This is a genomic window from Methylobacterium sp. 275MFSha3.1, from assembly GCF_900108435.1.
Lineage (GTDB): Bacteria > Pseudomonadota > Alphaproteobacteria > Rhizobiales > Beijerinckiaceae > Methylobacterium.
In genome coordinates this window covers 1-21375 of sequence record NZ_FNWP01000039.1, presented here as the reverse complement: position 1 = coordinate 21375, position 21375 = coordinate 1, and the positions used below count along the sequence as shown (strand labels likewise).

Sequence of the window (21375 nt, the reverse complement as noted above, 5' to 3'; positions counted from 1 at the left end):
TTCACTCCACAGCTAAGCTTGGGATGCACGTGACGAACCGCCCACCCCAGGCGCGGATCCCGCCCATCTCCCGCATGATCTCAGTCTTCAGGTTCCAGGGTAGGATCAGCACGTAGTCCGGCCGCATCTCCAACATCGCCTCCGGCGAGATCACCGGGATCCGGCTGCCGGGCAGGAGCGTGCCCTGCTTGTGCGGCGAGCGGTCGGCGACTGCCTGGACCAGTTCCGGACCGATCCCGCAATAGTTCAGGAAGGTGTTACCCTTGGCCGCGGCTCCATAGCCGCAGACCCGCTTGCCCGCCCGGCGCTGCCCGATCAAGAACTCCAGGCTCGCGCACTTGATCTCGACCACCTCCTCGGCGAAGCGCCCATAGCCTACGGTCGAGAATAAGCTGCCGTCCCGCTCGGCAGCGAGTACGCGGGCCACCTCCGATGTCTGTGCGTGCGGCCCCTCGGCGTGGCAGAAGAACACGCGCAGAGACCCGCCATGCGTCGGCAACTCCTCGACGTCGAACACCCGCAGTCCCGACCGCTCCAGGATGCCGGAGACCACGCCCAGCGACAGGTAGGAGAAGTGCTCGTGGTAGATCGTGTCGAACTGCTTGTGCTCGATCATCCGCAGAAGGTGCGGGAACTCGAAGGTGCCGGCGCCGTCGCGCTTCAGCAGAACCTGGAACCCTGCTATAAAATCGAGGATATCGGGCACGTGTGCGAGCACGTTGTTGGCTGCCATCAAGTCGGCGCCGTGCCCCTCGGCGAGTAGCCGCTCGGCTGTAGTCCTGCCGAAGAATGCGACCTCGCTCGGTACACCTTTTTCCCGCGCCACGGCCGCGACGTTGGCCGCCGGCTCGACCCCCAGCACCGGTACGCCGCGGGCGACGAAGTATTGCAGCAGGTAGCCGTCGTTGCTGGCCACCTCGACCACCTTGCTATTTGGTCCCAGGCCGAAGCGCTCGGTCATCGCGGCGACGTAGCGTTCCGCGTGGCGCAGCCAGCCAGCCGAGAAGCCCGAGAAGTAGGCGTAATCCGAGAAGATGTGCTCCGGGCTTTCAAACGCCTCGAGCTGCACCAGCCAGCAACGCTCGCAGACGTAGGCGTGGAGCGGGTAGACCATTTCCCCCTGCCCTGCCCTCTCGGGTGGCACGTAGGAATTAGCGAGCGGAGACAGGCCGAGATCTGCCACAGTGCGTGTGAGGGGCGCGCTGCAGGCCCGGCAGCAGGCGCGGCTCGTCAAGCCCAGAGGGGTGCTCGTCGCGCTCATGCCAAATCCCCTGTCCCTATCAGTGCTTCGTAGCGCGCGATCTGTTCGAGTGTCAGCGCGGCTGCGTCCGCGCCCCGTGCCTGCGCGCGGTACCACGCTCCAGTCCAATCCAGCGCCTCGGCGAGCCGCAGCCGCCGGTCCCAGCCGAGATGCGCGCGCGCCTTCGAAGCGTCGACCTTGAGGAAGGTCGCCTCATGCGGGTGTGTGCCATTAGCAAGCTGCCACGACGCTCCCTCACCCCAACCTCCTGCGAGGCCTGCAACCACCTCCGAGACCGGCCGGCAATCCGCCTCGGCCGGTCCGAAGTTCCAGCCTTCCGCATAGCGCGCGCCGTCCTCTCCGCACAAAGCCTCAGCCAAGCGCAGGTACCCCGAGAGCGGCTCCAGCACGTGCTGCCAGGGTCGCACGGCACCGGGTGCGCGGATCTCTACCGGTTCGCCGCGCTCGAAGGCGCGGACTACGTCCGGGATTAAGCGATCCAGCGACCAATCCCCGCCGCCGATGACGTTGCCGGCTCGGGCGCTCGCGATCTTAGCGGAGTGATCATTCTTGCCGAAAAAAGAAGCGCGGTAAGCGCTGGTGACCAGCTCCGCGCAGCCTTTCGAGCTCGAATACGGGTCGCGCCCCCCCATAGGCTCGTCCTCACGATAGGCCCAGACCCACTCGCGATTCTCGTAGGCCTTGTCGCTGGTCACGATCACCACGGCGCGCACTGACGGGCAGGACCGCACGGCCTCCAGCAGGTGGACCGTACCCATGACATTGCTGGCGTAGGTGCCGACTGGATCGATATACGAAGGTCGCACCAGTGCCTGGGCAGCTAAATGCAGGACGATTTCGGGCTGCGCCGCTGCAACGCTCGCGGAAAGCGCAGCAAGATCGCGCACGTCGCCGATCTGGCTCTCAATCCGGCCTGGTAAATCGGCCAACGTGTAGAGGCTTGGCTGAGTCTCGGGCTCCAGCGCGAAGCCGGTGACCCGGGCGCCCAGGCGGGTGAGCCACAGGCTCAACCACGCGCCTTTGAAGCCGGTATGGCCAGTGATCAGCACCGACCGGCCAGCCCAAAAGCCCGGATCGGGATTCAGTGCGCGCGATGCGAGTGCGACCGGCATAAGTGCGCTCACGCCCAAATTTTCCAAGGGGCGGCCTTGCTCGCCCAGAGCGCCTCGAGCTGGTTCTTGTCGCGCAGCGTATCCATCGCCTGCCAGAAGCCATCGTGCCGGTAAGCCTGGAGCTGATCTTCCCGAGCCAGTCGCTCCAGTGGCTCGTTCTCCCATACCGTGGCATCGCCAGCGATGGTGTCGAGCACTCGTGGGTCGAGAACGAAGAAGCCGCCGTTTATCACAGCGCCGTCGCCAGCCGGCTTTTCACGGAAGCTGCGGATCGCGTCACCTGAGAGCTCTAGGGCTCCAAACCGGCCGGGGGGGGCCACTGCGGTCAAGGTAGCCAAGCGGCCATGGCCCCTGTGGAAGGCGGCAAGCGCGGTCAGATTGACGTCGGAGACGCCGTCGCCGTAAGTCATGAAGAACGGCTCAGTACCGAGATAAGACCTAACGCGCTTGAGCCGGCCGCCAGTCATGGTCTCGGCACCAGTTTCTATTAGCGAAACACTCCAGTCTTCGGCGCCGCTTCGGTGGAATTCTACCGCGCCGGAGCCAGTCTCGACGGTGACATCGGAAAGATGGAGGCGGTAATTAAGAAAAAATTCTTTGATCACGTAGCCGCGGTAGCCGAGGCAGATCACAAACTCGCGCACTCCGTGCGCGGCGAAGCCCTTCATAATGTGCCATAGGATCGGCTGCCCGCCGATCTCGACCATCGGTTTGGGACGCGTCCCGGTCTCCTCTGACAGGCGCGTTCCAAGGCCGCCCGCCAAGATCACTGCCTTCATATGAGAACTCCGCTAGGCTCGATGTCCGCGACGCACGCACCGACGTGGTGAGCCGACGCGACTGGCACGACCTAGCCGCGCTACGAGCCTTGGCCAAGCGGCTGAGGAACCTAACCTCGTTATTCTAGGGCGACGGGACGTCCCAGACAGCTCTCGCTATTCGCGGCATCCCCCGACAGCTCTTAGATGACAGGCGGCCTGATGCGCCGACTAGCATGCTGCAGACCCCGCGTCGAGATGCGGGCCAGGCCCCGCTCTGTCCGCAGCTCCACTGCCGCACAATTGCCGCCTGTTCCGCATGCGCCTCGACGGTTGGCCAACTGGCCGTCTATATAAAGCGAAGACCCATAAGCAGGCGGCTGAGACATCGCCGCCGGCCCGACTCCCGGCACACAGCGCACTGGAACCGGCAGATAACTCTGGTTGATAAATATGTGATGATGTAAAGATACCTGCCGTAAAATTGCGATCGTTCGACGCCGGTTAGTACTAGGGAGCTGGCAGGCAATTCGGACCGAAACTAGAAAGGTAAGCCATGTCCCGGCCAAACACCGAATCTGACGACCGAGAAGCAGATAAAAAATTGCTGATGGAGTCCGGGTTATTTGATATAGAGTGGTATGGGAAGAACAACCCGGAACTGAGCGGCGTTTCCTTGCTCGATCATTACCTGGATTTCGGCGGATACGAGGGGCGTGCCGCGGGGCCGACTTTCGATGGAGGGTGGTACCTCAGAAACAACCCGGATGTAGCCTCCGCCGGTGCCCATCCCTTGTTACATTATATCAAGTTTGGTCGTGCCGAAGGAAGGCCTTCTGGTCCAGCTCCCGATGATCTGGAAAACGAACTTGAAAGTGAGCAAGATCGGGCTTTGAGAAAAAGCCTAATCATGGAGTCTGGGTTATTTGATATAGAGTGGTATGGGAAAAACAACCCGGAACTGAGCGGCATTTCCTTGCTCGATCATTACCTGGATTTCGGCGGATACGAGGGGCGTGCCGCGGGGCCGAGTTTCGATGGAGGCTGGTACCTCAGAAACAACCCGGATGTAGCCTCCGCCGGTGCCCATCCCTTGCTACATTATATCAAGTTCGGTCGTGCCGAAGGGCGGTTTATCGGTCTCAACGAACGGCAGCGCCGTCTAGTCATCGATAATCTCACGAGAATGGGCGGATTCGATTGTTCCATTGACTCGGAAGGAGTATCAGATTGGATAAGCGCCATAACTGTGATTAGGGGCGTTGGAAACGGGACAATATTCTCGGCCTGGAAAGGTATACTTTCTAATATCCGTAGAGCGCCTGCGAATCTGGTTTTTGTGTCTGCAGGCGACAAATCGACAAACGCTGCATATTTCCATTATCTCAAAGCGGCCACGAGTCGAATGGTCGCTTCTGACGATGTTCTGTTCGTTGTTTGCGGGCCTTGGTATGAGCCTGAAGATCCGCGGATGCCCAGAGCAGAGAGTGTCTTGAAATTGTCTGACCATACATTCGATTTGCCACCGCATGACGTCGCGAGACTTGTCGAAACTTTAATATTTGCTTTGCGCCCGAAGACAGTATTTAACTTTAACTGCGTGCACCTGTGGGAGGTCATGCGGCAGCGAGGCGCCGCCCTTTCGAACATTTCCGATCTAGTTGCTTTTCTTCCCGAAGGATTCGACGGAGGCAAAGCTGCTGCCAGTGCAGAAATGTATTTTAGAGATTGTTTCGATTCTGTGAAGAAATTTTTTGTAGTATCTGAGCGAGAGAAGAAACGCTTGATCGACATGTTTTTCCTTGCTGAAGCGATTTCGAACAAAATTCATGTTGTTCCTGAGGACAGTTGCGCTTCTGTTCGGTGTTTGACCGCTAGGTCGTGAGACATCTTTGATTTTCGAAGCAGTGCGCCTAATTTTGTACACATTGATTCTATCCAGCGATATGTACTAGTGTCCTGGCTCAGACGAATGGTTCAGGCGCTCGGCTCGGGGCATCGAAGATCACTGGGGTGGGTTTAGTCTAGACAAAGGGTCTGGGCCTTCGGTTGTGCTCGGCGATGCAGCGGTTGATGGTGGCCCGCAGTTCAACTATGCCGGTGAAGGTGCCGCGCTGCAGACGGCGGCGCGTGAGAGCGGAGAAGAAGCCCCCGACCGCGTTGGGCCAGGAGGCTGAAGGCGGCGTGAAGTGGAAGGTCCGCCGGGAGTGGTGGGCGAGCCAAGCACAGGGGGCAAGGTGGGCGAAAACCCGGGCCATCGGCCCCTCGCGTGGCGGTCAGACGACGAGGATCGACGTCCTTGGCCGTCCCGGTGTTCGCCTGCCGACGCCGGGCAAAACCAGCGGCGTGCGAGCCGCCGCGGAAGCTCCCGATCCGCCACGACAAGAGCTGATATCGGGAGCGCTGGCGGATCCTGGTGCTGATCGAGCCCAAGCCCTAGGGTGGCAGCGCAGAGCCGGGTTAGAGGGAGCACGGCATTCGTACCGTGATAGGCGCTGAATGGGCATCCGCACTGATCGCAGCAATAGGCGAGCAAACCACGCTTTTGGCGAACCCAAGCTGAGCTACTGACCGGCGATTGCCTCGTCACGCAGAATAATGGCACTTGAGCGATGACAGAGAACGGAGATGATCCTGCCGGTGGCGGTGTCGCTGACGGCCGAGCAGAACATGGCGGGAGCGTCGATCCGGTCTGGTATAAGCAGCGCTACCTCGACGTGGCGGCAGCTGGGCTCGATCCGCTCGAGCACTACTTGTCCTACGGATACGCGGAGAAGCGTTTTCCGAATCCCATGGCTGAGATAGCATCTCTTGGCGAGGTTGTGGATGCAAGTTGGTACCGCGCACGTTACCCCGACGTCGCGGAAACTGATGCGGATCCACTCCGGCACTATCTCCTCTACGGACGAAGCGAGGGACGGTATCCCAGCGCGGATCACGAACCACGAAAAGTCTGGGATACCCGCTTCGATCCGGCATGGTACCGGGCGCGAAATGCCGACCTAGGTCCTTACCAGGACGATCCATTGGAACATTTCCGCCGGATCGGAATCTTGGAGGGCCGAGCGGCAAACGCCTCCGAAGAAGACCGAGAGGCATGGCGTGGGATCTTCGATCCAGCCTGGTACCTTGCGCGTAATCCAGACGTCGCGCAGCGCGGTCTCAATCCTTTAGAGCACTTCATCGTCGAAGGCCTGATCGACCGCCGCCGTCCCAACGCCGCCACTATCCTCGAATCGGAGCCGGTCACGGCCGCGCGGATCGACCGCCTGAAGGGCGGCGCTTTCACTGACGAGGTCGCCCTGTTCGTCACGCACTCGCGCAACGGCGCAATCAAGCCCCATGTCGCACACCACATCGCCTCCTTACGGCAATGTGGGATCGAATGCGCTCTAATTGTCGCCTGTGATTACAACAAGGTTACGATAACAGGCGCTGCCTTCGACATAGCTGATCATGTCTTCCAGCGCGCAAATGCTGGGTTCGATTTCGCTGCCTGGGCTCACCTGCTACGTCTGCATCCCGAACTTCTCAGCGCAAACGCACTGTACTTAGTCAACGATAGTGTGTTTGGGCCCACCCATCTGGAGGCGCTTGAACGGGTGGTCGCCAGAGTCCGCGCGAGCGAATCCGACATCGTCGGCTTAACCGAGAACGCGGACCGCGGCTGGCATATCCAAAGCTACTTTCTCACGCTAAAGCGGCGCTTCCTTGACTCAGAAGCGGGCCGGGCCTTCTTCGAAGGCGTGGTCTCGTACGCTCACAAGAACGACGTTGTGAACGAGTATGAGACGCAACTGGCGCGCTACGCAATGGCGCGCGGGTTTCGCGCGGAGGTACTTTTCCCAACGCCGAATTGGCTTGACGCAACACTACACAACTGGCGAAAGCTGCTCCGCGCTGGCTTCCCTTATTTGAAGGTCGGGACGGCACGTGGGCTTGTCCGCGGCGTGGAGACCGCGGACTGGCGTGCAGAGTTGGGGGCTCGCGGCTACAACACAAGCTCGGCGGACCGAACCCTCGCCCAGTTGGCGCTGGGATCGCTGGTCGATGGCGTCGCCACCTTGTCCAACGACACAGCGACAGACGCGCGCATCTGCTTAGCTGAGATGCACACATTCCTGGCTGACGGAGGCAAGGTTGTTCTCCCCGACGTACAGGAACCCGTTGTTTCGTTTATCGCAATCGTTGATAACACGCCGGAGCGCCTGCTTCGTGTTGTTCGCGCTTTTGCCGAGGGCGATCTATCAAGGACGGAATTCATTATCATCGACAACGGCACAACAGACGATACACACCACGTGCTTCAGCAGCTGCCTGGTGCAACGGTCGTCACGAATGTCGCGCCGCTGCCGTCGCTGCGTGCCGCACGCCAGGGTCTCGCTCTAGCTCGTGCGGGGATTGTCGTAATATTACAGCCGCTTCACCGGCCATCGAGTAGTCTGGAGAGTCCTATTCTTGATGCCTCGCACGAGTCTGAGTGGGCTGCCTTGCACGCACTGAGAAGTCTGCTTCCAGCAAGCATCTGTTTGTTTCAAGAAGCAGACCCCTCAGACGATGCGGCGCGCCGGCGGACCTTCATCACTCATCGAGGTGGATGCCTCGGCACCGCCAGTGTTATGCAACGACGTGAAGCTACAAATGTCTTGGAGCTGCTCATGGATTCGATGGAGCAGTCACAAGCGTAGTGCGCCTTCGTCAGGACGTGATCTACCGCACCACTGTAGGAGCTCCTTTCCCAATCCGAAATTGCCGCCAAACCGATGCCCGACTACATTGTCCAGAAAGAGGGCTGCATCTAAGGGAGCGCTTTTCGCCAGCGGCCGAGGGCGGCAGTGCGCGAGATGTAGAGGATCAGAGCTGCCACTCTGTGATCCCCTTATGTTGACGCATAGAGAGGCTTCAAGCATTAAGTTATGGCATTGAACTGTGCCGACGCTAGCATTTCACGGTGCCATCTGCGAGCTTAATGGCGATGTGGTTGCATCTTGGCCAAAACGTTGGCAACTATCGGCTATGCCATTGTGGTGCGAGATCTCCCGCCGCGCCCGGGATGTGTACTAGAGACCGCAACTTTGCAGCGGCAGTCTGGCGAAGCTCAACTCAGCTTTGAAGGTAGAAAAGTGACTGTAAATCCGCCGGCGGACGTCTATGAAATATCCGTTGTAGTAAATGCCCATCGAGAAGGTCTCATAGCAGCATCGACGCTAAGAAGCGTCGAAAGGGCGGCGGTACATGCTCAAAGAGCAGGTATACGAGTCGAGCCTATTATTGTACTGGATCGAGGGGACAATCTTACCCGCCTAGTTTGCAGCGAATGGTGCTCAAAAGGGGCGTCGCGTATTCTCTATGACACACAGTATGGTGACCTTGGGCTCGCGAGGAATGAGGGGGCTATCCGAGCTAAGGGCGAATGGTTGGCGTTCGTGGACGCGGACGATTTAATTGGAGAAAACTGGCTTACCGACGCTTTCGGAGCTGCCGTCTCGGATTCTCGGCCAGTTGTATGGCATCCCGAACTAAACATCGCTTTTGGATCGGAGTCATATGTCTACGTTCATGTCGATATGGAAAGCCCGTTCTTCGACGTGAGCGCGATTGCTATAACGAATTTATGGACCGCCCTCACCTTCTCGAGAAGGAGTATGTTTCTTAAGGTTCCGTATAGAGCAACACAATTGAGTAAGCAGATTGGCTTTGAGGACTGGGGGTGGGCAATGGAGACAATTGAGGCGGGATATATTCACAAAATTGTCGAGGGTACTGTCCATGCAATTAGAAAGAAGACAGTATCGCTCGTCCAACAAACAACTGCCGCGCAATGTCTGCCCACGCCTTCTGATCTATTCATACGGACGATTAGTAGTGGCGTGCTAGAAGCTCAGAAATAAGATCGTGCCAATTTTGTGCGCCAATCGGTCATCCTGACCTATATGGCGCAGCACTATAATGGCTTGGCCAGTCGACTGCGCCCAAAGGCCACTTCAACCGCAGGACTTATTCTCCAGTACGGTTGCCTACGGGCGAGGTTCGGCTGAAACGGCAAAGGGCCGAATGACTATTGCGCGAATCTTTTTTTCGTCTAATCCGCGGCAACATCGAAGATGAGTCAGCGTTGCGTTTCGCAGTTTGCCGGCATTCAGGGATATAAAGATGGACCATATCATTGTCGAAGTGATCGGCGGCCTTGGCAATCAGCTGTTTCAATACGCGTTTGGTCGTGCAGTGTCGATGCAGCGTGGCGCAGAACTAACATTAGACGCAAGTGCATTCTCATCCTACAAGTTGAGGAATTTTGTGCTCGATAATTTTGGAGTCGAAGCCAATATTTGCTCCGAGCCGCCAGACGCAACATTGCCGCTATATCGTGAGCCTCATTTCCACTACGATCACTCCGTCTTTAGTCAGATCGGAAGTATGCGCTATTCCGGCTACTGGCAGAGCGAACGCTATTTCTCGCAGGTTGCTGACAAAATAAGATCAGAGATTCAGCTGCGCTGTGCCTGGCCGGAATACTATCAGCAGCTTGCGAGCTATATGATCCAAGAGGAGTCGGTTGCAGTTCACGTACGCCGAGGTGACTACGCTTCAAACGCTTCGACTCGGGCTTTTCATGGTTTGGCAAGTGTCAAATATTTCGGCTTAGCGATGCGGTTGATGAGGAGCAGATTGGCTCGACCTCGATTCTACGTTTTCTCCGACGATATTGATTGGTGTAGGGAGAATTTTTGCGGCGCGGACATAGAATTTATCGACATAATTCCGGGGGACGATGACCAGGGGCTTCAAGATTGCCGCGAGCTCCATTTAATGTCACGTTGCCGTCACTACATTCTGTCGAACAGTTCATTCAGCTGGTGGTCGGCTTGGCTCGGCGGTGATGAGCAAACTGTAGTAGTGGCGCCTGACCCCTGGTTCGCGAATCCGGAATTGTGTACACGGGATCTCCTGTTTCCCGGATGGAACATGCTTCCGATTGGGGGTGATTAGAATTGAACCCGTCGGAAGAGTCTGATTGCCCCTGTCAGGTATAAAGAGGTCTCTGATTTTCCCCTCACATGATAGGCGTCAAACCAACGAGAAAGACAGGGTCGGGTGCCTCGACTATGTTGCTTGGCAGGAATACGCCGGATACGGACTCTTTCGCGGGTTGGCGTTAGCGCCGTTTAACTTGTGGGATGTCGCCCGTACTTCAAGTGTCTCCAAAACCTTCGCTGACTTTATTCGCCCAGTTCAACACTGCGGGTATTGGCGGCAGGAATCGTAGTGTCGCACCCCAGATTAGTTTCTTGTAACAATCGTGCTTTTGCATCTTGCGGATCTTCATAGATAGCGAAGTTGATGGCGGCATTATACAGAATCTTCGCTGCTCGATTTGGAAAGGATAAGGTATGCAAGAAGAAGATGGCGTATTGCCGCAAGAGTTTAAGCGCCTGGATCGTGAGAATTCCGAGTTGGCGCGAGATAAGAGGTTGATGCTTCGGGAAATATCCCTTCTGAATGCGCAGTTAAACTCTACAAGAAGGTCGCTTAGCGAATTGGAGGAGTTCAGGCGTGAAGCTGCAACCGCTGTCGGACTTGCGGGACACGCCGGCGGGGCGGCGCAAGTTCATAATGACATACCACTAAATTCGGAGGCGGGCATACTATCTAAAATCGCGGCCCAATCTACCAGAAATCTTTACTTGAGAGTGGCTCTTGAGCTTGAGGCAAATAAAGCGCCGGTTCTGTCTGAGCTTTCGGATGTCCGATCACTTCGACCAATGCAGGAAGTTTCGAGAAATAGAGGTGCTTTTAGAATTATTTTGCTTGAGGCCGGGATTTTAGATGCTGATTGGTATATCTTAGCAAATCCGGATGTCCAGAATGCCTGTGCAGATCCATATGAACATTTTGCTTACTATGGAGATGACGAATTTCGGGCTCCGCGAGCCGGCGTTAATCCGCTGGAGTACGTAAGACGTAATCCAGATGTTGCGGAAAGTGCACAAGGACCGACATTTCATTACTTTATGTACGGTATACATGAGGGTCGGTCTGGATATTTTTGTTGATCCGCAGAGTGGGCTGAAGTGGCAGATACGGGAGCGAGTTTTAGCGGGCCCGCTCGGTCTGCATCCGAGTCTCCAGCTCGGCTACGGGCGGGGCGAGGCACTCCCGCCGGATTGTGAGACGGGCAGTGGCACCCAGGCCGTTGATCTCCCTGTCGACGGCAAAGACCGCGTAGGTGTGCCCGATCGCTGCCTGCGGCGTGAGCGTTGTTCGCGCAGCCACGTCTCCAGGTCGGCCACGAGCGAAGCGGTCTCGGTACGACGCACCTGCAGACGTTCGTCGGCCGAGCGTCCGTTGATCCCGCGCTCGACCGCAAACAGCTCGTCGATCCGACGGACCGCCTCCAGGGCGATCGGCGAGATCGCCGCCGCCTTCCGGCCTCGCCGCGCCCCGGCCGCCACGTCGGCGAGGACGAAGAACCCGCGGCGGGCATGAGCCCAGCAGAGCGCCGGGCGGATCGCGCCTTGCGGGCGTGCGGGATCGTAGAGGCGATTGTACCCACGGTCAGCATCCGCCTGCAGGATCCCGCGGTAACCGCGCAGATGAGCCTCGGGATGCTCTCCGGCCCGGTCGCGCGAGGCGTAGAACAGCGCCGCCGGCGGGTCCGGGCCGCCGAAGGGGCGGTCGTCACGGACATAGGTCCAGATCCGGCCGGTGACCGTCCGGCCCTTGGCCAGGATCGGCACCGTGGTGTCGTCGCCGTGCAGCCGCCCGGCCGCCAGAACATGCGCGGCGATCAGCGCGTGCAGGGGCGCGAGCGCGGCCGTGCAGGCACCGACCTGATCGGCCAGCGTCGAGACCGACAGCGCGATCCCCTCCCGGGCGAAGCGCTCGCTCTGGCGGTTCAGCGGCTGATGCTGGCCGAACTTCTCGAACAGGATCGTGGCCAGGAGCTGAGGCCCGGCAAAGCCGCGCGGCGTGACGTGGAACGGTGCGGGCGGCTGCGTGACCGTCTCGCAGGTCCGGCATGAGAAGCGCTCGCGCACGGTCTGGATCACCTTCCAGCTCCGGGGGATCACCTCCAGCGTCTCCGTGATGTCCTCGCCGAGCTTGGACAGCTTGGTCGATCCGCAGCAGGGACAGCACTCAGGTCCCGAGCCCATCGGCGCTCAGCAGCACGATGCGAGCGCGCCAGACATGCTTCTGCGGCGTATTCCGGTCAGCCACGAGGGCGTCCAGTCGAAGGCGATCCGAAGCAGAAAGCGAGAAGGAGATGCCGCTGCGGATCCCGCCAGACTCGCAGGACACAGCCCAAACCGAAACCCGGGACGGACTCAACCGTCAGGTCTTGACCACTAGAGAAAGGCGCCACACAGCCCAGGCTGCCGTCGGGGTACGGCGGCAAGCCTCTTCAAGGCGAACGTCGCCAGCCAAGCTATTCAACGGTCTTTCCGAAGCTCCATTTTATCATGTCGGGGCGACCTTCAGAGGAAAAGCTCCGGACGCCGCGTTCTCAGTGCAAATACCAGGGCCACTGTCTTCAGATCGCGCAGCTCCCCGGCGTCCAGAAGACGTGCGAGCTGCGCGAGCGGCATTTCGATAACTTCGATGTCCTCATGCTCGCCTTCCGCTCCACCGCCGGGTGCTACACGGTCGGAAAGCTCGTATGCTGCGAGGTATAGGTGCACCCTCTCCGTAGACAAGCTCGCGCATGAGAAGGCCGCACAAATGAATTCTAATGATTTTAGGCGTAGCCCAACTTCCTCCAGCGCCTCACGGCGACCGTTCTCTTCGGGGACGCCTCCATCAATGACACCTGCCGGCACTTCGAGCTGTGCGTGTTCACCGAAGGCATAAAGCAGCGGAACCCGCAACTCGCTCACGAGGGTGGCGACTCGACGTTCAGGGTCATAGGGCAGGACGCCGACCGACTCCCCGTGTTGCTCGATCTCGCGCTCGACGACCACACCGCTGGCGAGCCTGACAGTCACGACGCCGAACCGGCTCCAGCCGTCATGGATCGATCGGTATCCCAGCACTTCCGCCTTCATCGAAAGCCCTCAAGCCATTACGCATTAAGTCGGTGTTGCTCAATCTGCTCGCGGGTCGGAAGTGATGCGTAATCTGGTGGCGCGCTTGGTTTGGCACGTGCCGCTTTATGGCTACGCTCAACAACACGCAATGCAGATAGCAGCTTCGGGATTAGACGAAGCGCTTGTGGTAGAGGGAAATTCGCTAACGAGAACCGGATCAGGTAAAAGGCGAACGGCAAATATTTAATCCGACCGCCATCTAACGAATTTCTTGTCAGTCGAGCCTCATCAGAGACGCCTGAGCGGTAGAGATCAAACGGCAAGTTTTTTAACTTGCCTTCGACAGCGAGCCTGATGGTGATGGCCACATCGCTAAAATCAAAAATTCCGACCTGTTGAATGGCTTTGATGAATGGTTCGGTTCGATGTACGCCATAAAAGGCGCAGGGCGCCATATCACGTGCGCGGACCAAGACGCGCTCAACTTTGTCGTCTGAGGCACTGTCGGAATGCATTATGATATGATCGTAGCGCTCCGCGTAGTGGTAGTATACGCGATATTGGGTAAACGCGCTAGTCAAGCTCTCATCTGCCTCGAGTGCTGACACACAACGTTCTAGGTAATCTGGCTCCCAGAAATCGTCGTCTGCCAAATATACGAAGTACTTTGTTTTACAGCCGACTGAGGCGGCTTTAAAATTATCGTAGGCGGCCAGCGTTTCGCGCTGCCGGATCATTTTCGCGTCAGGGAAGCGTGTTAGATACGTTTGAATAAAATTCGAAGTATCGTCTGTCGAATTATTGTCTGAAATTGCTACTGTAAACGACCTGTAGGTTTGGGCAGCAACGCTGGCCAACGCACGCTCGATCGTTTTAGCGCCGTTGCGAGTCGGAATGCCGACTGTGAGAAGAGGCTCGAAGTACCTAATTTCTTTCGGTAAATTCTGGTACTTCGAAGCTAACACAAAGATAGTGTTGATGACGTCTCTATAGTATTCCACATAACCAGCGCGAGCGAGTCGACCTCGAATATAACGAGCTGCTTCCGTGACGCGCTCGTTGTTCCGGAAGTCAGCGTGATCGTCTTCCAGCTCGGCAACGATTACGGTCGGCATAAATTCTTCCACCGCGAATCCTTCGAGCACCTCTCGCTCAAAGCCTTCGACATCGATCACGAGCAGATCAAAGCCCGTGGAAATTTCATTATTCCGCAAGGTCGCGTCGAGAGTCTGAACGTCGATAAAGCGCTTCTCGCCTTGATGAATGCCTTTGGCCCAACCTATCTCGTCGTAGTCTGCTACTTGCTCGCCGGACAGAGTGGTCAGAGTGCCGCCGAGGTGGATTTGCTGTTGTCCGGGCTTGTTGGAGATCGCAACCTCCGCAACCCTTACATTCTCGTTGCGGGCGTGCCGTTCCCGGCATTTCTGGGCGTACTCAGCGATTGGCTCTATGTACAAGCCTGTCCACCCAACGTCCGCGAGGAAGGAGGTGTTCGAGAAGCTCTCCCCGTCGTAGGCTCCAACTTCTACAAAGACTCCGTCCCGCTTCTTGCCGAACAGGGCCTCCCATTTCCCCGCCAGATTGGGTATCTGACAAGTAGCCGGCGGATTAAAAAATGGCGTCTTCATGGTAACTCAGTGAAGCTCTCTGATCGTGGCTACCAGTTAAATAGAAGGTGTTATGGTGTGTCAATTTGATGGTTTGTTTACTGTTGGATTGTATATTTTTCTAAGCGTGATTGTAATGTTTGCGAGACTAGATACTGTTTCGGTCGATCTTTTTTCGAGGTATCTCATGATGTGCTGATCGAGGCGGTCGAATAATTTTCCAATATAATCTGAATCGATGGCGCCCTTTGGTCGCAACATCTCGATCGTTTCGCCGAACAGCAACATAAATGCGTGCGATAGAGCCCGCAGACGGAGCTTTATCGCGTCGTCTAGAAGCCCAACCGCGGTGAAGGGATCTTGGGCCTTCTTGCTAGCATCAGACATATATGTTGGCCTTTGCGGTGGAGGCGTTGGCGCTACTCGTATCTCAGCACCAGGAAATTGCACTAGCTGCTCAAGCACTTCCGCGCGACCGAACCTCCGACCGGGCTGCACGAGGGATTGTGTCGCGAGGCGCGGGTGATTTGTCTTAACGCGTCGCCGTTGGCAATCCTATCTGCCCAGCCGGCGGCCATCCGCGGCGCATCACTCCCTCGGATGTCGCTGGGTGCGACGCACTTCATTAAGGGCTGCGCGGTATCGCGCCGGCATGTCAGCCAGCCTCGCTTCCGCCGTGGCCTCTTGGCGCGAGCAGATCGAGCGCCTGTCCGAGCACGCCTCTTGGTGCCGCTATCTCGCGCCAGCGAAGTGGGCAGCGATCCGCGCGAACGCGCTGGCTTTCATCGACCAGTTCGGCGCGGAGGCATATCGGCTCGGCTGGTCGGCGGCCGATCTATTCGGCGTGCATCCGCAGACCGGCACCCTTCGTGTGGATTCCTGCGGGGTGTTAATGCTCGACACCGGTGCGGTCCATGCCGATCGCGTCGCCTTCGCTTAGCCCTCGGGCTATTGCTTCTTGAAGGGCCAGGCGCCGGGGATCCCGATCTGGGACTTCGCCGCAAAGGGCTGAGCGTCAGCCGCCCTGCAGGCTCTCGGCGAAATCGTCCGGGATCTCGCCCCACCGGCCGAGGATCGTCACGCCCTCCAACTCGCCAGTTTCATCATCGGCCACGATCTTAAGCGCCGCCGCGCCCGGCATCCGCGCTGATAGCGCCTCCGCCTTCTTGCATGCGCCGAACTCGGTCTGCGCTGGCTCCTGGCGCGCCGGCCGTAAGCGCTTCCGGTGCAGCTCGAACGGCTGCACAAGGTAGGTGGTTTTCAGCGCCATCGTCGTCTCCTCCTCTCACGGGGCCTGCAAATCGGCATCGACGTCGGTAAAGGCCTGGATCCACACCCGCCGGCCCTTCGGGTCGTAGACCTCAACCTGCCACGCCGACCAGTCGAAGCGCTCGGTTATCCGCTCCATCACGCCGAGTGCCACCTGCTCGGCGCGCAGCCGCATCTGCCCGACGCTCTGCTGGCGACAGCCGACGAGGTCGGCGACCAAATCGTGCCCATCCGTGCAGTGGATGCTGCCAGCAGCGCTACGGCGGCAGATCATCGACGAGATCGCCGCGGTCCTGGCGGAGACACGCCATGAAGTCCGAGCTGGTCCAGCCGACGCATCTGGCGCGCAAAGCGGTCGTCTACATCCGGCAGTCGACACCCGCCCAGATCGTCAGCAACCAGGAAAGCCTGCGTCTCCAGTATGCGCTGACGCAGCGCGCCCGGGATCTCGGATAGCGCGAGGCCAACGTTGACGTCATCGATGCCGACCTCGGCCTGAGTGGCGCCTCCACCACCCATCGCCGCGGCTTCAAGGAACTGACAGCGCGCGTCAGCCTGAGCGAGGTCGGCCTGATCCTCTCGGTCGACGTGACGCGGCTCGCCCGCAATTGCACGGACTGGTACCCGCTCCTGGATATCTGCGCCGTCCGGAAATGCCTCATCGCCGACCGCGACGTATCCATCCGGCGAAGGACGCGGGAGCTACGGTTTCCTCGGGAGCAGATCACTTTCTGCCGTATGGGCGGCGATCCGCTCCTTCAGCTCGTCGATCCCATCGTTGGTAAACGCTGGGTACGCCTCGTCGCCGGAGCCGTGGACCCAGATCAGGCCGTCCTCGGGTTCCATGTCGACGATGATGTCGAACAGGGCGTCTTCATCCTGTCCGAGGTCAACGGCGACCCTGGCCAGCGTGAACACGGTGCTCACCTTATTGCGCTGCATCGGCTCCCTTCCGTCGCGGCCCGATCGTTTCGTCCGGGTCGAGGCTGGCTGGCGAGAATGCTCAGGCAGCCTCGGCAAGCGGGGCGGTCGCTGACCGCCAATGCCACGGCAGAAGTTCGTGCAGCCGAGGGGCGGGGTGATCGGCGATGCGGGTGAGAACATCGGCGAGCCAAGCCTGCGGATCGATGGCGTTGAGCTTGGCCGTCACGATCAGCGTCGCCATCGCGGCTGCCCGATCAGCGCCCCGCTCCGAGCCGGCAAACAGCCAGGCTTTTCTGCCCAGGGCAAAGCCTCTCAGAGCCCGTTCGGCGGCGTTGTTGGTCAGGCAGACCCTTCCATCTTCGAGGAAGTGCGTGAAGGCAGGCCAACGCCGCAGCAGATAGTCGATCGGCTCGGCCACGGCCGAGGAGCGCGACAGGCGTGAGCGTTGTTCGCGCAGCCACGTCTCCAGGTCGGCCACGAGCGAAGCGGTCTCGGTACGACGCACCTGCAGACGTTCGTCGGCCGAGCGTCCGTTGATCCCGCGCTCGACCGCAAACAGCTCGTCGATCCGACGGACCGCCTCCAGGGCGATCGGCGAGATCGCCGCCGCCTTCCGGCCTCGCCGCGCCCCGGCCGCCACGTCGGCGAGGACGAAGAACCCGCGGCGGGCATGAGCCCAGCAGAGCGCCGGGCGGATCGCGCCTTGCGGGCGTGCGGGATCGTACTCTCGACCCTGGCCGATCAGGTCGGCGGCTGCGCGGGCCTGCTGCGGCCGCTGGTCGAGCGGATCCGCACTCACGTGCTGGCCGGTGCTCGTATGCATGCCGACGACACGCCGGTGCCGATCCTGGCCAAGGGCAAGACGGCGACCGGGCGGGCCTGGGTGTACGTCCGCGACGACCGGCCGTTCGGCGGCCGCGACCCGCCGGCGGCGCTGTTCCAGTTCTCGCCCGATCGCTTAGCAGGCTGTTGAAGAACTCGGCCAGCGGCGAGCGATGAAGGGGATGTCGTCGCCGGCGTGGAAGCCGATTTCGCCCCGAAGCGAGCCGTCGGCCTGAAGCGCGGCCCATCCGGAGCCGCAGGCCTCGTCCATCTCGTCGTTCCCGTTCCAGTCGAACTTGACGGCAGCGTGGTCACCACCACCGGCGAAGGCCCCGGTGACGCATCCGAAGGCGAACTCGCCGCCGGTTGCCTCAAAGAGGATGTAGGCTGGCTCGACCATGTCGGCATAGTCGTCCGCGTAGCCCGGCAGCTCGACGATCCGCCACTTGCCCAGGACGCTCAAGCCAGAGCTCCGAGCAGCTTGGGCAGGCGAACCAAGTTGTAGGCCGCCGCGGTGAAGGCGAAGGCCCACCCGACCCTGTCGCGGCCTCTGAAGCGGGTTTTCCGCTGGCCACCCACCGTCTTGATCCAGCCAAAGCCCTCCTCGATGCGCTTGCGGATCTTCTGGCTCATGCCATAGCCGACATGGCGAGTGGTTCGTCGATCGATGGACGAGCGGCGGCCGCTGGTGTTCTGGGCCACGTGCGCTCGCACGTTCATCGATCTCAGCTCGTTGACGAAGTCCTCCGCGTCATAGGCCTTGTCAGCACCCACGGAGATGGCCTTGGGGCGGTCCGCCCTCGGCTCGATCATCGCCAGCGCGGCGATGCGCTCGGCGTGGCCGTCTGCGGACGTCAGGCAGGTGTCCACGATCAGGGCCGAGCGGTTCTCCATCAGGGCATGGCCGATGAAGCAGAGCTTGGCCTCCATGCCCGGGCCCTTGCGGTAGAGCCTGGCTTCGGGGTCGGTGGTGCTCGCGTGCGTTTCGTTCGAACGCTTCTGACCCTTGAAGTCGACCTCGGCGTTACGTCCGCCGGCGGGTGGTGGAGCTTGGTCCCCGTTTTGATCCCTGGGCTTGACGCTCTTCATCGAGGCCCAGGCTTCGATCAGCGTGCCGTCGACGCTGAAGTGGTCGCTGGACAGGGGCCGCTTCACCCGGGGCTGGGCGAGCACGGCTGCCAGGAACTTGGCGGCGATCTCGCCGGCCAGCAGCCGGTCCCGGTTCTTGCTGAAGCTCGAATGATCCCAGGCCGGATCGTCGACACCCAGCCCCACGAACCAGCGGAACAACAGGTCGAACTCCAGCCGCTCCATCAACTGCCGCTCCGAGCGGATCGAGTAGAACGCCTGCAGGAGCATCGCCCGCAGCAGCATCTCAGGCGGGATCGACGGGCGACCCATCCGGGCCGCATAGAGCACGGAGAAGTCCCCGCTCAGCGCTGCGAGCGCCACGTCCGTGAGCTGCCGGATCGTGCGCAGGGGGTGGTCGGGTCGGATCCGAGCCTCCAAGTCCACATAGGAGAACAACGTCCCCGAACGCTGATCCGAACCCCGCATCCGCCTTCCCCAAGCGCTTCTAGGAAGGAGTGAATCATGCCCCGCTCGGCCACGCCACGGACTTCTTCAACAGCCTGCTAGGCGAGCATGCCGAGCGTCACCTCGATGGCTTCTCCGGTGTGCTGCAGGCCGACGCCTTTGCCGGGTTCAACCGGCTCTACGACCCCGCGCGCCGTCCAGGGCCGCTCGTCGAGGCGGCGTGCTGGGCACATGCACGCCGCAGATTCTTCGTGCTCGCCGACGTCGCCGCCAAGGCACGCGGCCGGTTGCCGGTGCTGGCCCCGCTCGCACTGGTAGCGGTCGAGCGTATCGACGCGATCTTTGCCGTCGAGCGGCAGATCAATGGCCTTGAGACTGCCGCCCGTCTCATGGCCCGGCAGGAGCGCCTCGCCCCGCTGGTTGCCGAGTTGGAGACCTGGATGCGGACCGAGCGGGCCAGGCTCTCGCGCCATGCCGAGGTGGCCAAAGCGATGGACTACATGCTCAAGCGCTGGCCGGCCTTCGAGCGCGTTGTCCACGACGGGCGGATCTGCCTGACCAACAACGCGGCGGAACGAGCACTGCGCGGCATCGCGCTGGGCAGGAAAGCCTGGCTGTTTGCCGGGTCGGTGCGCGGCGCCGAGCGCGCGGCGGTGATGTACACCCTGATCCAGACCGCGCGCCTCAACGGCGTCGACCCGCAAGCGTGGCTGGCCGATGTGCTCGCGCGCATCAACGAACACCCCGCCCGCGACCTCGATGCCTTGCTGCCGTGGAACTGGCCGCAACCTGACGCTTCTCAGCTCGTCGCCGACGCCGCCTGACGCAGCCAATCTACCGCGACCGGAACGCCTGCGGCCCAGGCCGCATGCTTACCGCGGAAGCAGAACAGATGCCCGTTCAGCGGATCGCGCCGGAGCACCTCCTGCACCTGCAGCGCGAGGCCGGGGAAGCCCTTGCGCATGTCGGTGTGGCCGGTCGCGAGCCAGACCCGCACGCCGGTGGGGACGGGGATCATCGCCCCTCCAGAACCGACAGCACTCGGCGCAGCGCCTCGGCGTCGACGTCGCGATCGACCTTGAGACGCCGGTCACCGCCGAGATCGATCTCGATCACACCGGCCCGGCGGCGGCGACGCGGATGCTCGTCTGCAGCGGCCGATGCCGGCAGGGTTGGCGGGCAGGGGTCAGGGGCCGGCTCAGGTTTTGTCACCACGGGCACGAACACCGGCACCTGTTCGGCCCCGCCGAGCCGGCCTTCGCGGGCTTGCCGCCGCCACGTGAACAGCAATCCGAGCGCGATCCCATAGCGGCGCGCGAGCACACTCACGGACGTGTTGGCCGCGTAGGACGCCTCGACGATCCGCGCCTTCTCCTCGAAACTCCAGCGCCGCCGGCGCTCGACCCCGGCAAGAACCTCGACCCGCATCGCCTTGATCCGATGACCTTAACGCCAGCATTAAGGTCAGACGTCGGGCACGAAGCCCCGTCTCACAAGGCGGCTCTCACCGGAGGCGTACACCGCGACGGCGTCTACGATCCGGGCTCGGCCAACGGCCGTCTGCTGCTGGGGCTCAAGGGCACGATCTCGGAACCCGAACTGCGCACCATCCGCTCTCGCCTGACCGCGGGCCTTCGCAAAAGCAGCCCGCGGTGACCTCGCTTTCCCCTGCCGATCGGGCTCACACGCATCTCGGACGACCTGGCCGTGAAGGACGCCGACGTTGAGGTCCAGGGTAAGCGTCGTCTGGGCGGCACCTTCCGGCAGGCGGTGTGAAGGCGACATACGGAGCGGATTGGGAGCTCCGTCACATGTCGATGTCAGGGCGTATGGCTATGTCGGAGCCGATCCGGCGCCTGGAGCTGTTCACCGGGGCCGGCCGGCGCCGGACGTGGTCGAATGAGGAGAAGGCCGCCATCGTCGCCGAGAGCGATGGGCCGGGCATCTCGATCAGCGCGGTGGCACGCCGACATGGACTGAGCGCCTCGCAGCTGTTCACGTGGCGCCGCCTGATGCGTCAGGCTGGGGGGCACGACAGCGAGCGCGCACTGCAGTTCGTGC

20 protein-coding genes and 9 pseudogenes are annotated in these 21375 nt (G+C 60.6%); 13 read left to right on the top strand and 16 right to left on the bottom strand.

Annotated features, from left to right (window positions below):
• Window position 1: 1 nt before the first annotated feature.
• Genes BLW78_RS28465 through rfbF form a run of 3 tightly spaced genes read right to left on the bottom strand, consistent with a single transcriptional unit; the run spans window position 2 to window position 3152 of the window.
• Window positions 2-1261 (bottom strand): class I SAM-dependent methyltransferase, encoded by a 1260-nt coding sequence (locus BLW78_RS28465; protein WP_091683523.1) that lies wholly within the window; start codon window positions 1259-1261, stop codon window positions 2-4.
• Window positions 1258-2373 carry a CDP-glucose 4,6-dehydratase gene (gene rfbG, locus BLW78_RS28460; RefSeq protein ID WP_091683521.1) on the bottom strand — a complete coding sequence of 372 codons (1116 nt, stop codon included), beginning with the start codon at window positions 2371-2373 and terminating at the stop codon, window positions 1258-1260. The genes BLW78_RS28465 and rfbG overlap by 4 nt, the downstream gene beginning before the upstream one ends.
• 8 nt (window positions 2374-2381) lie before the next feature.
• Window positions 2382-3152, bottom strand: coding sequence for a glucose-1-phosphate cytidylyltransferase (gene rfbF / locus BLW78_RS28455; RefSeq protein WP_091683519.1), 771 nt, complete (start codon window positions 3150-3152; stop codon window positions 2382-2384).
• 535 nt (window positions 3153-3687) lie between these two features.
• On the opposite strand from rfbF, the gene BLW78_RS31135 reads away from it, so the two are divergent.
• Entirely contained in the window at window positions 3688-5016 is a 1329-nt protein-coding gene (locus tag BLW78_RS31135; RefSeq protein ID WP_139307769.1) for a hypothetical protein, read from the top strand.
• A 139-nt stretch (window positions 5017-5155) separates the two neighbouring features.
• On the opposite strand, the pseudogene BLW78_RS28450 reads toward BLW78_RS31135, so the two are convergent.
• Window positions 5156-5293: pseudogene (locus BLW78_RS28450) on the bottom strand (IS630 family transposase); the annotation flags it as partial.
• Between the two features lie 53 nt (window positions 5294-5346).
• Between BLW78_RS28450 and BLW78_RS30815 the strand changes: the two are divergent.
• The 5 genes and pseudogenes from BLW78_RS30815 to BLW78_RS31130 form a co-directional block, all read left to right on the top strand.
• Window positions 5347-5465, top strand: a pseudogene (locus BLW78_RS30815) (IS5/IS1182 family transposase); the annotation flags it as partial.
• Between the two features lie 278 nt (window positions 5466-5743).
• On the top strand, window positions 5744-7819 hold the full coding sequence (locus tag BLW78_RS28445) for a rhamnan synthesis F family protein (protein ID WP_091683517.1): 2076 nt from the start codon (window positions 5744-5746) through the stop codon (window positions 7817-7819).
• A 300-nt stretch (window positions 7820-8119) separates the two neighbouring features.
• Entirely contained in the window at window positions 8120-9022 is a 903-nt protein-coding gene (locus BLW78_RS28440) for a glycosyltransferase family 2 protein (RefSeq protein WP_170855272.1), read from the top strand.
• 262 nt (window positions 9023-9284) lie between these two features.
• Window positions 9285-10121, top strand: coding sequence for an alpha-1,2-fucosyltransferase (locus tag BLW78_RS28435; RefSeq protein WP_091683514.1), 837 nt, complete (start codon window positions 9285-9287; stop codon window positions 10119-10121).
• 401 nt (window positions 10122-10522) lie between these two features.
• Window positions 10523-11185: a hypothetical protein gene (locus tag BLW78_RS31130; protein ID WP_139307768.1), complete on the top strand. Its 663-nt coding sequence runs from the start codon at window positions 10523-10525 to the stop codon at window positions 11183-11185.
• Between the two features lie 198 nt (window positions 11186-11383).
• On the opposite strand, the pseudogene BLW78_RS28430 reads toward BLW78_RS31130, so the two are convergent.
• The 4 genes and pseudogenes from BLW78_RS28430 to BLW78_RS28420 all read right to left on the bottom strand — a co-directional run.
• Window positions 11384-12265, bottom strand: a pseudogene (locus BLW78_RS28430) (IS66 family transposase); the annotation flags it as partial.
• A gap of 7 nt (window positions 12266-12272) precedes the next feature.
• Window positions 12273-12410, bottom strand: a pseudogene (locus BLW78_RS30810) (IS630 family transposase); the annotation flags it as partial.
• Between the two features lie 197 nt (window positions 12411-12607).
• Window positions 12608-13174: an NUDIX domain-containing protein gene (locus BLW78_RS28425; RefSeq protein WP_091683512.1), complete on the bottom strand. Its 567-nt coding sequence runs from the start codon at window positions 13172-13174 to the stop codon at window positions 12608-12610.
• 17 nt (window positions 13175-13191) lie between these two features.
• Window positions 13192-14784, bottom strand: coding sequence for an FkbM family methyltransferase (locus BLW78_RS28420; RefSeq protein WP_091683510.1), 1593 nt, complete (start codon window positions 14782-14784; stop codon window positions 13192-13194).
• Window positions 14785-15415: 631 nt separating this feature from the next.
• Here BLW78_RS28420 and BLW78_RS28415 point away from each other — a divergent pair.
• Window positions 15416-15703 carry a hypothetical protein gene (locus tag BLW78_RS28415; protein ID WP_244527096.1) on the top strand — a complete coding sequence of 96 codons (288 nt, stop codon included), beginning with the start codon at window positions 15416-15418 and terminating at the stop codon, window positions 15701-15703.
• Between the two features lie 75 nt (window positions 15704-15778).
• Here the strand turns inward: BLW78_RS28415 and BLW78_RS28410 are convergent, their stop codons facing one another.
• The gene (locus BLW78_RS28410) at window positions 15779-16033 is read right to left on the bottom strand and encodes a hypothetical protein (RefSeq protein WP_091683508.1); all 255 of its coding nucleotides are present in this window, start codon (window positions 16031-16033) and stop codon (window positions 15779-15781) included.
• 15 nt (window positions 16034-16048) lie between these two features.
• The gene (locus BLW78_RS28405) at window positions 16049-16252 is read right to left on the bottom strand and encodes a hypothetical protein (protein WP_244527095.1); all 204 of its coding nucleotides are present in this window, start codon (window positions 16250-16252) and stop codon (window positions 16049-16051) included.
• An 89-nt stretch (window positions 16253-16341) separates the two neighbouring features.
• Here BLW78_RS28405 and BLW78_RS31910 point away from each other — a divergent pair, with 89 nt between their 5' ends.
• Window positions 16342-16488: a hypothetical protein gene (locus tag BLW78_RS31910; protein WP_244527094.1), complete on the top strand. Its 147-nt coding sequence runs from the start codon at window positions 16342-16344 to the stop codon at window positions 16486-16488.
• A gap of 21 nt (window positions 16489-16509) precedes the next feature.
• Window positions 16510-16686, top strand: a pseudogene (locus tag BLW78_RS32110) (recombinase family protein); the annotation flags it as partial.
• 48 nt (window positions 16687-16734) lie between these two features.
• On the opposite strand, the gene BLW78_RS28395 reads toward BLW78_RS32110, so the two are convergent.
• Both BLW78_RS28395 and BLW78_RS28390 read right to left on the bottom strand, forming a co-directional pair.
• On the bottom strand, window positions 16735-16974 hold the full coding sequence (locus tag BLW78_RS28395; RefSeq protein ID WP_091683504.1) for a hypothetical protein: 240 nt from the start codon (window positions 16972-16974) through the stop codon (window positions 16735-16737).
• Between the two features lie 61 nt (window positions 16975-17035).
• A pseudogene (locus BLW78_RS28390) lies at window positions 17036-17644 on the bottom strand (IS66 family transposase); the annotation flags it as partial.
• On the opposite strand from BLW78_RS28390, the pseudogene BLW78_RS28385 reads away from it, so the two are divergent.
• Window positions 17642-17914, top strand: a pseudogene (locus tag BLW78_RS28385) (transposase); the annotation flags it as partial. The pseudogenes BLW78_RS28390 and BLW78_RS28385 sit on opposite strands and share 3 nt — an antisense overlap.
• Here BLW78_RS28385 and BLW78_RS28380 read toward each other — a convergent pair.
• Both BLW78_RS28380 and BLW78_RS28375 read right to left on the bottom strand, forming a co-directional pair.
• Complete coding sequence (locus BLW78_RS28380; protein WP_091683502.1) at window positions 17915-18241, bottom strand: hypothetical protein; 327 nt, start codon at window positions 18239-18241, stop codon at window positions 17915-17917.
• Window positions 18238-19335, bottom strand: a complete 1098-nt coding sequence (locus BLW78_RS28375; protein WP_091683500.1) for an IS5 family transposase — start codon at window positions 19333-19335, stop codon at window positions 18238-18240. Before BLW78_RS28375 ends, BLW78_RS28380 begins: the two co-directional genes overlap by 4 nt.
• Window positions 19336-19415: 80 nt before the next feature.
• On the opposite strand from BLW78_RS28375, the pseudogene BLW78_RS28370 reads away from it, so the two are divergent.
• Window positions 19416-20138 (top strand): annotated as a pseudogene (locus BLW78_RS28370) (IS66 family transposase); the annotation flags it as partial.
• Here BLW78_RS28370 and tnpB read toward each other — a convergent pair.
• A complete protein-coding gene (gene tnpB / locus BLW78_RS28365; RefSeq protein ID WP_091683498.1) occupies window positions 20114-20332 on the bottom strand; it encodes an IS66 family insertion sequence element accessory protein TnpB in 219 nt (72 codons plus the stop codon). The pseudogene BLW78_RS28370 and the gene tnpB sit on opposite strands and share 25 nt — an antisense overlap.
• On the bottom strand, window positions 20329-20742 hold the full coding sequence (locus tag BLW78_RS28360) for an IS66-like element accessory protein TnpA (protein WP_091683496.1): 414 nt from the start codon (window positions 20740-20742) through the stop codon (window positions 20329-20331). The genes tnpB and BLW78_RS28360 overlap by 4 nt, the downstream gene beginning before the upstream one ends.
• Before the next feature lie 96 nt (window positions 20743-20838).
• On the opposite strand from BLW78_RS28360, the pseudogene BLW78_RS31900 reads away from it, so the two are divergent.
• Together BLW78_RS31900 and BLW78_RS28350 are read left to right on the top strand one after the other, a co-directional pair.
• Window positions 20839-20949, top strand: a pseudogene (locus BLW78_RS31900) (transposase); the annotation flags it as partial.
• A gap of 194 nt (window positions 20950-21143) precedes the next feature.
• A partial coding sequence (locus BLW78_RS28350) for a transposase (protein WP_244527093.1) occupies window positions 21144-21375 on the top strand: 232 nt, incomplete at its 3' end.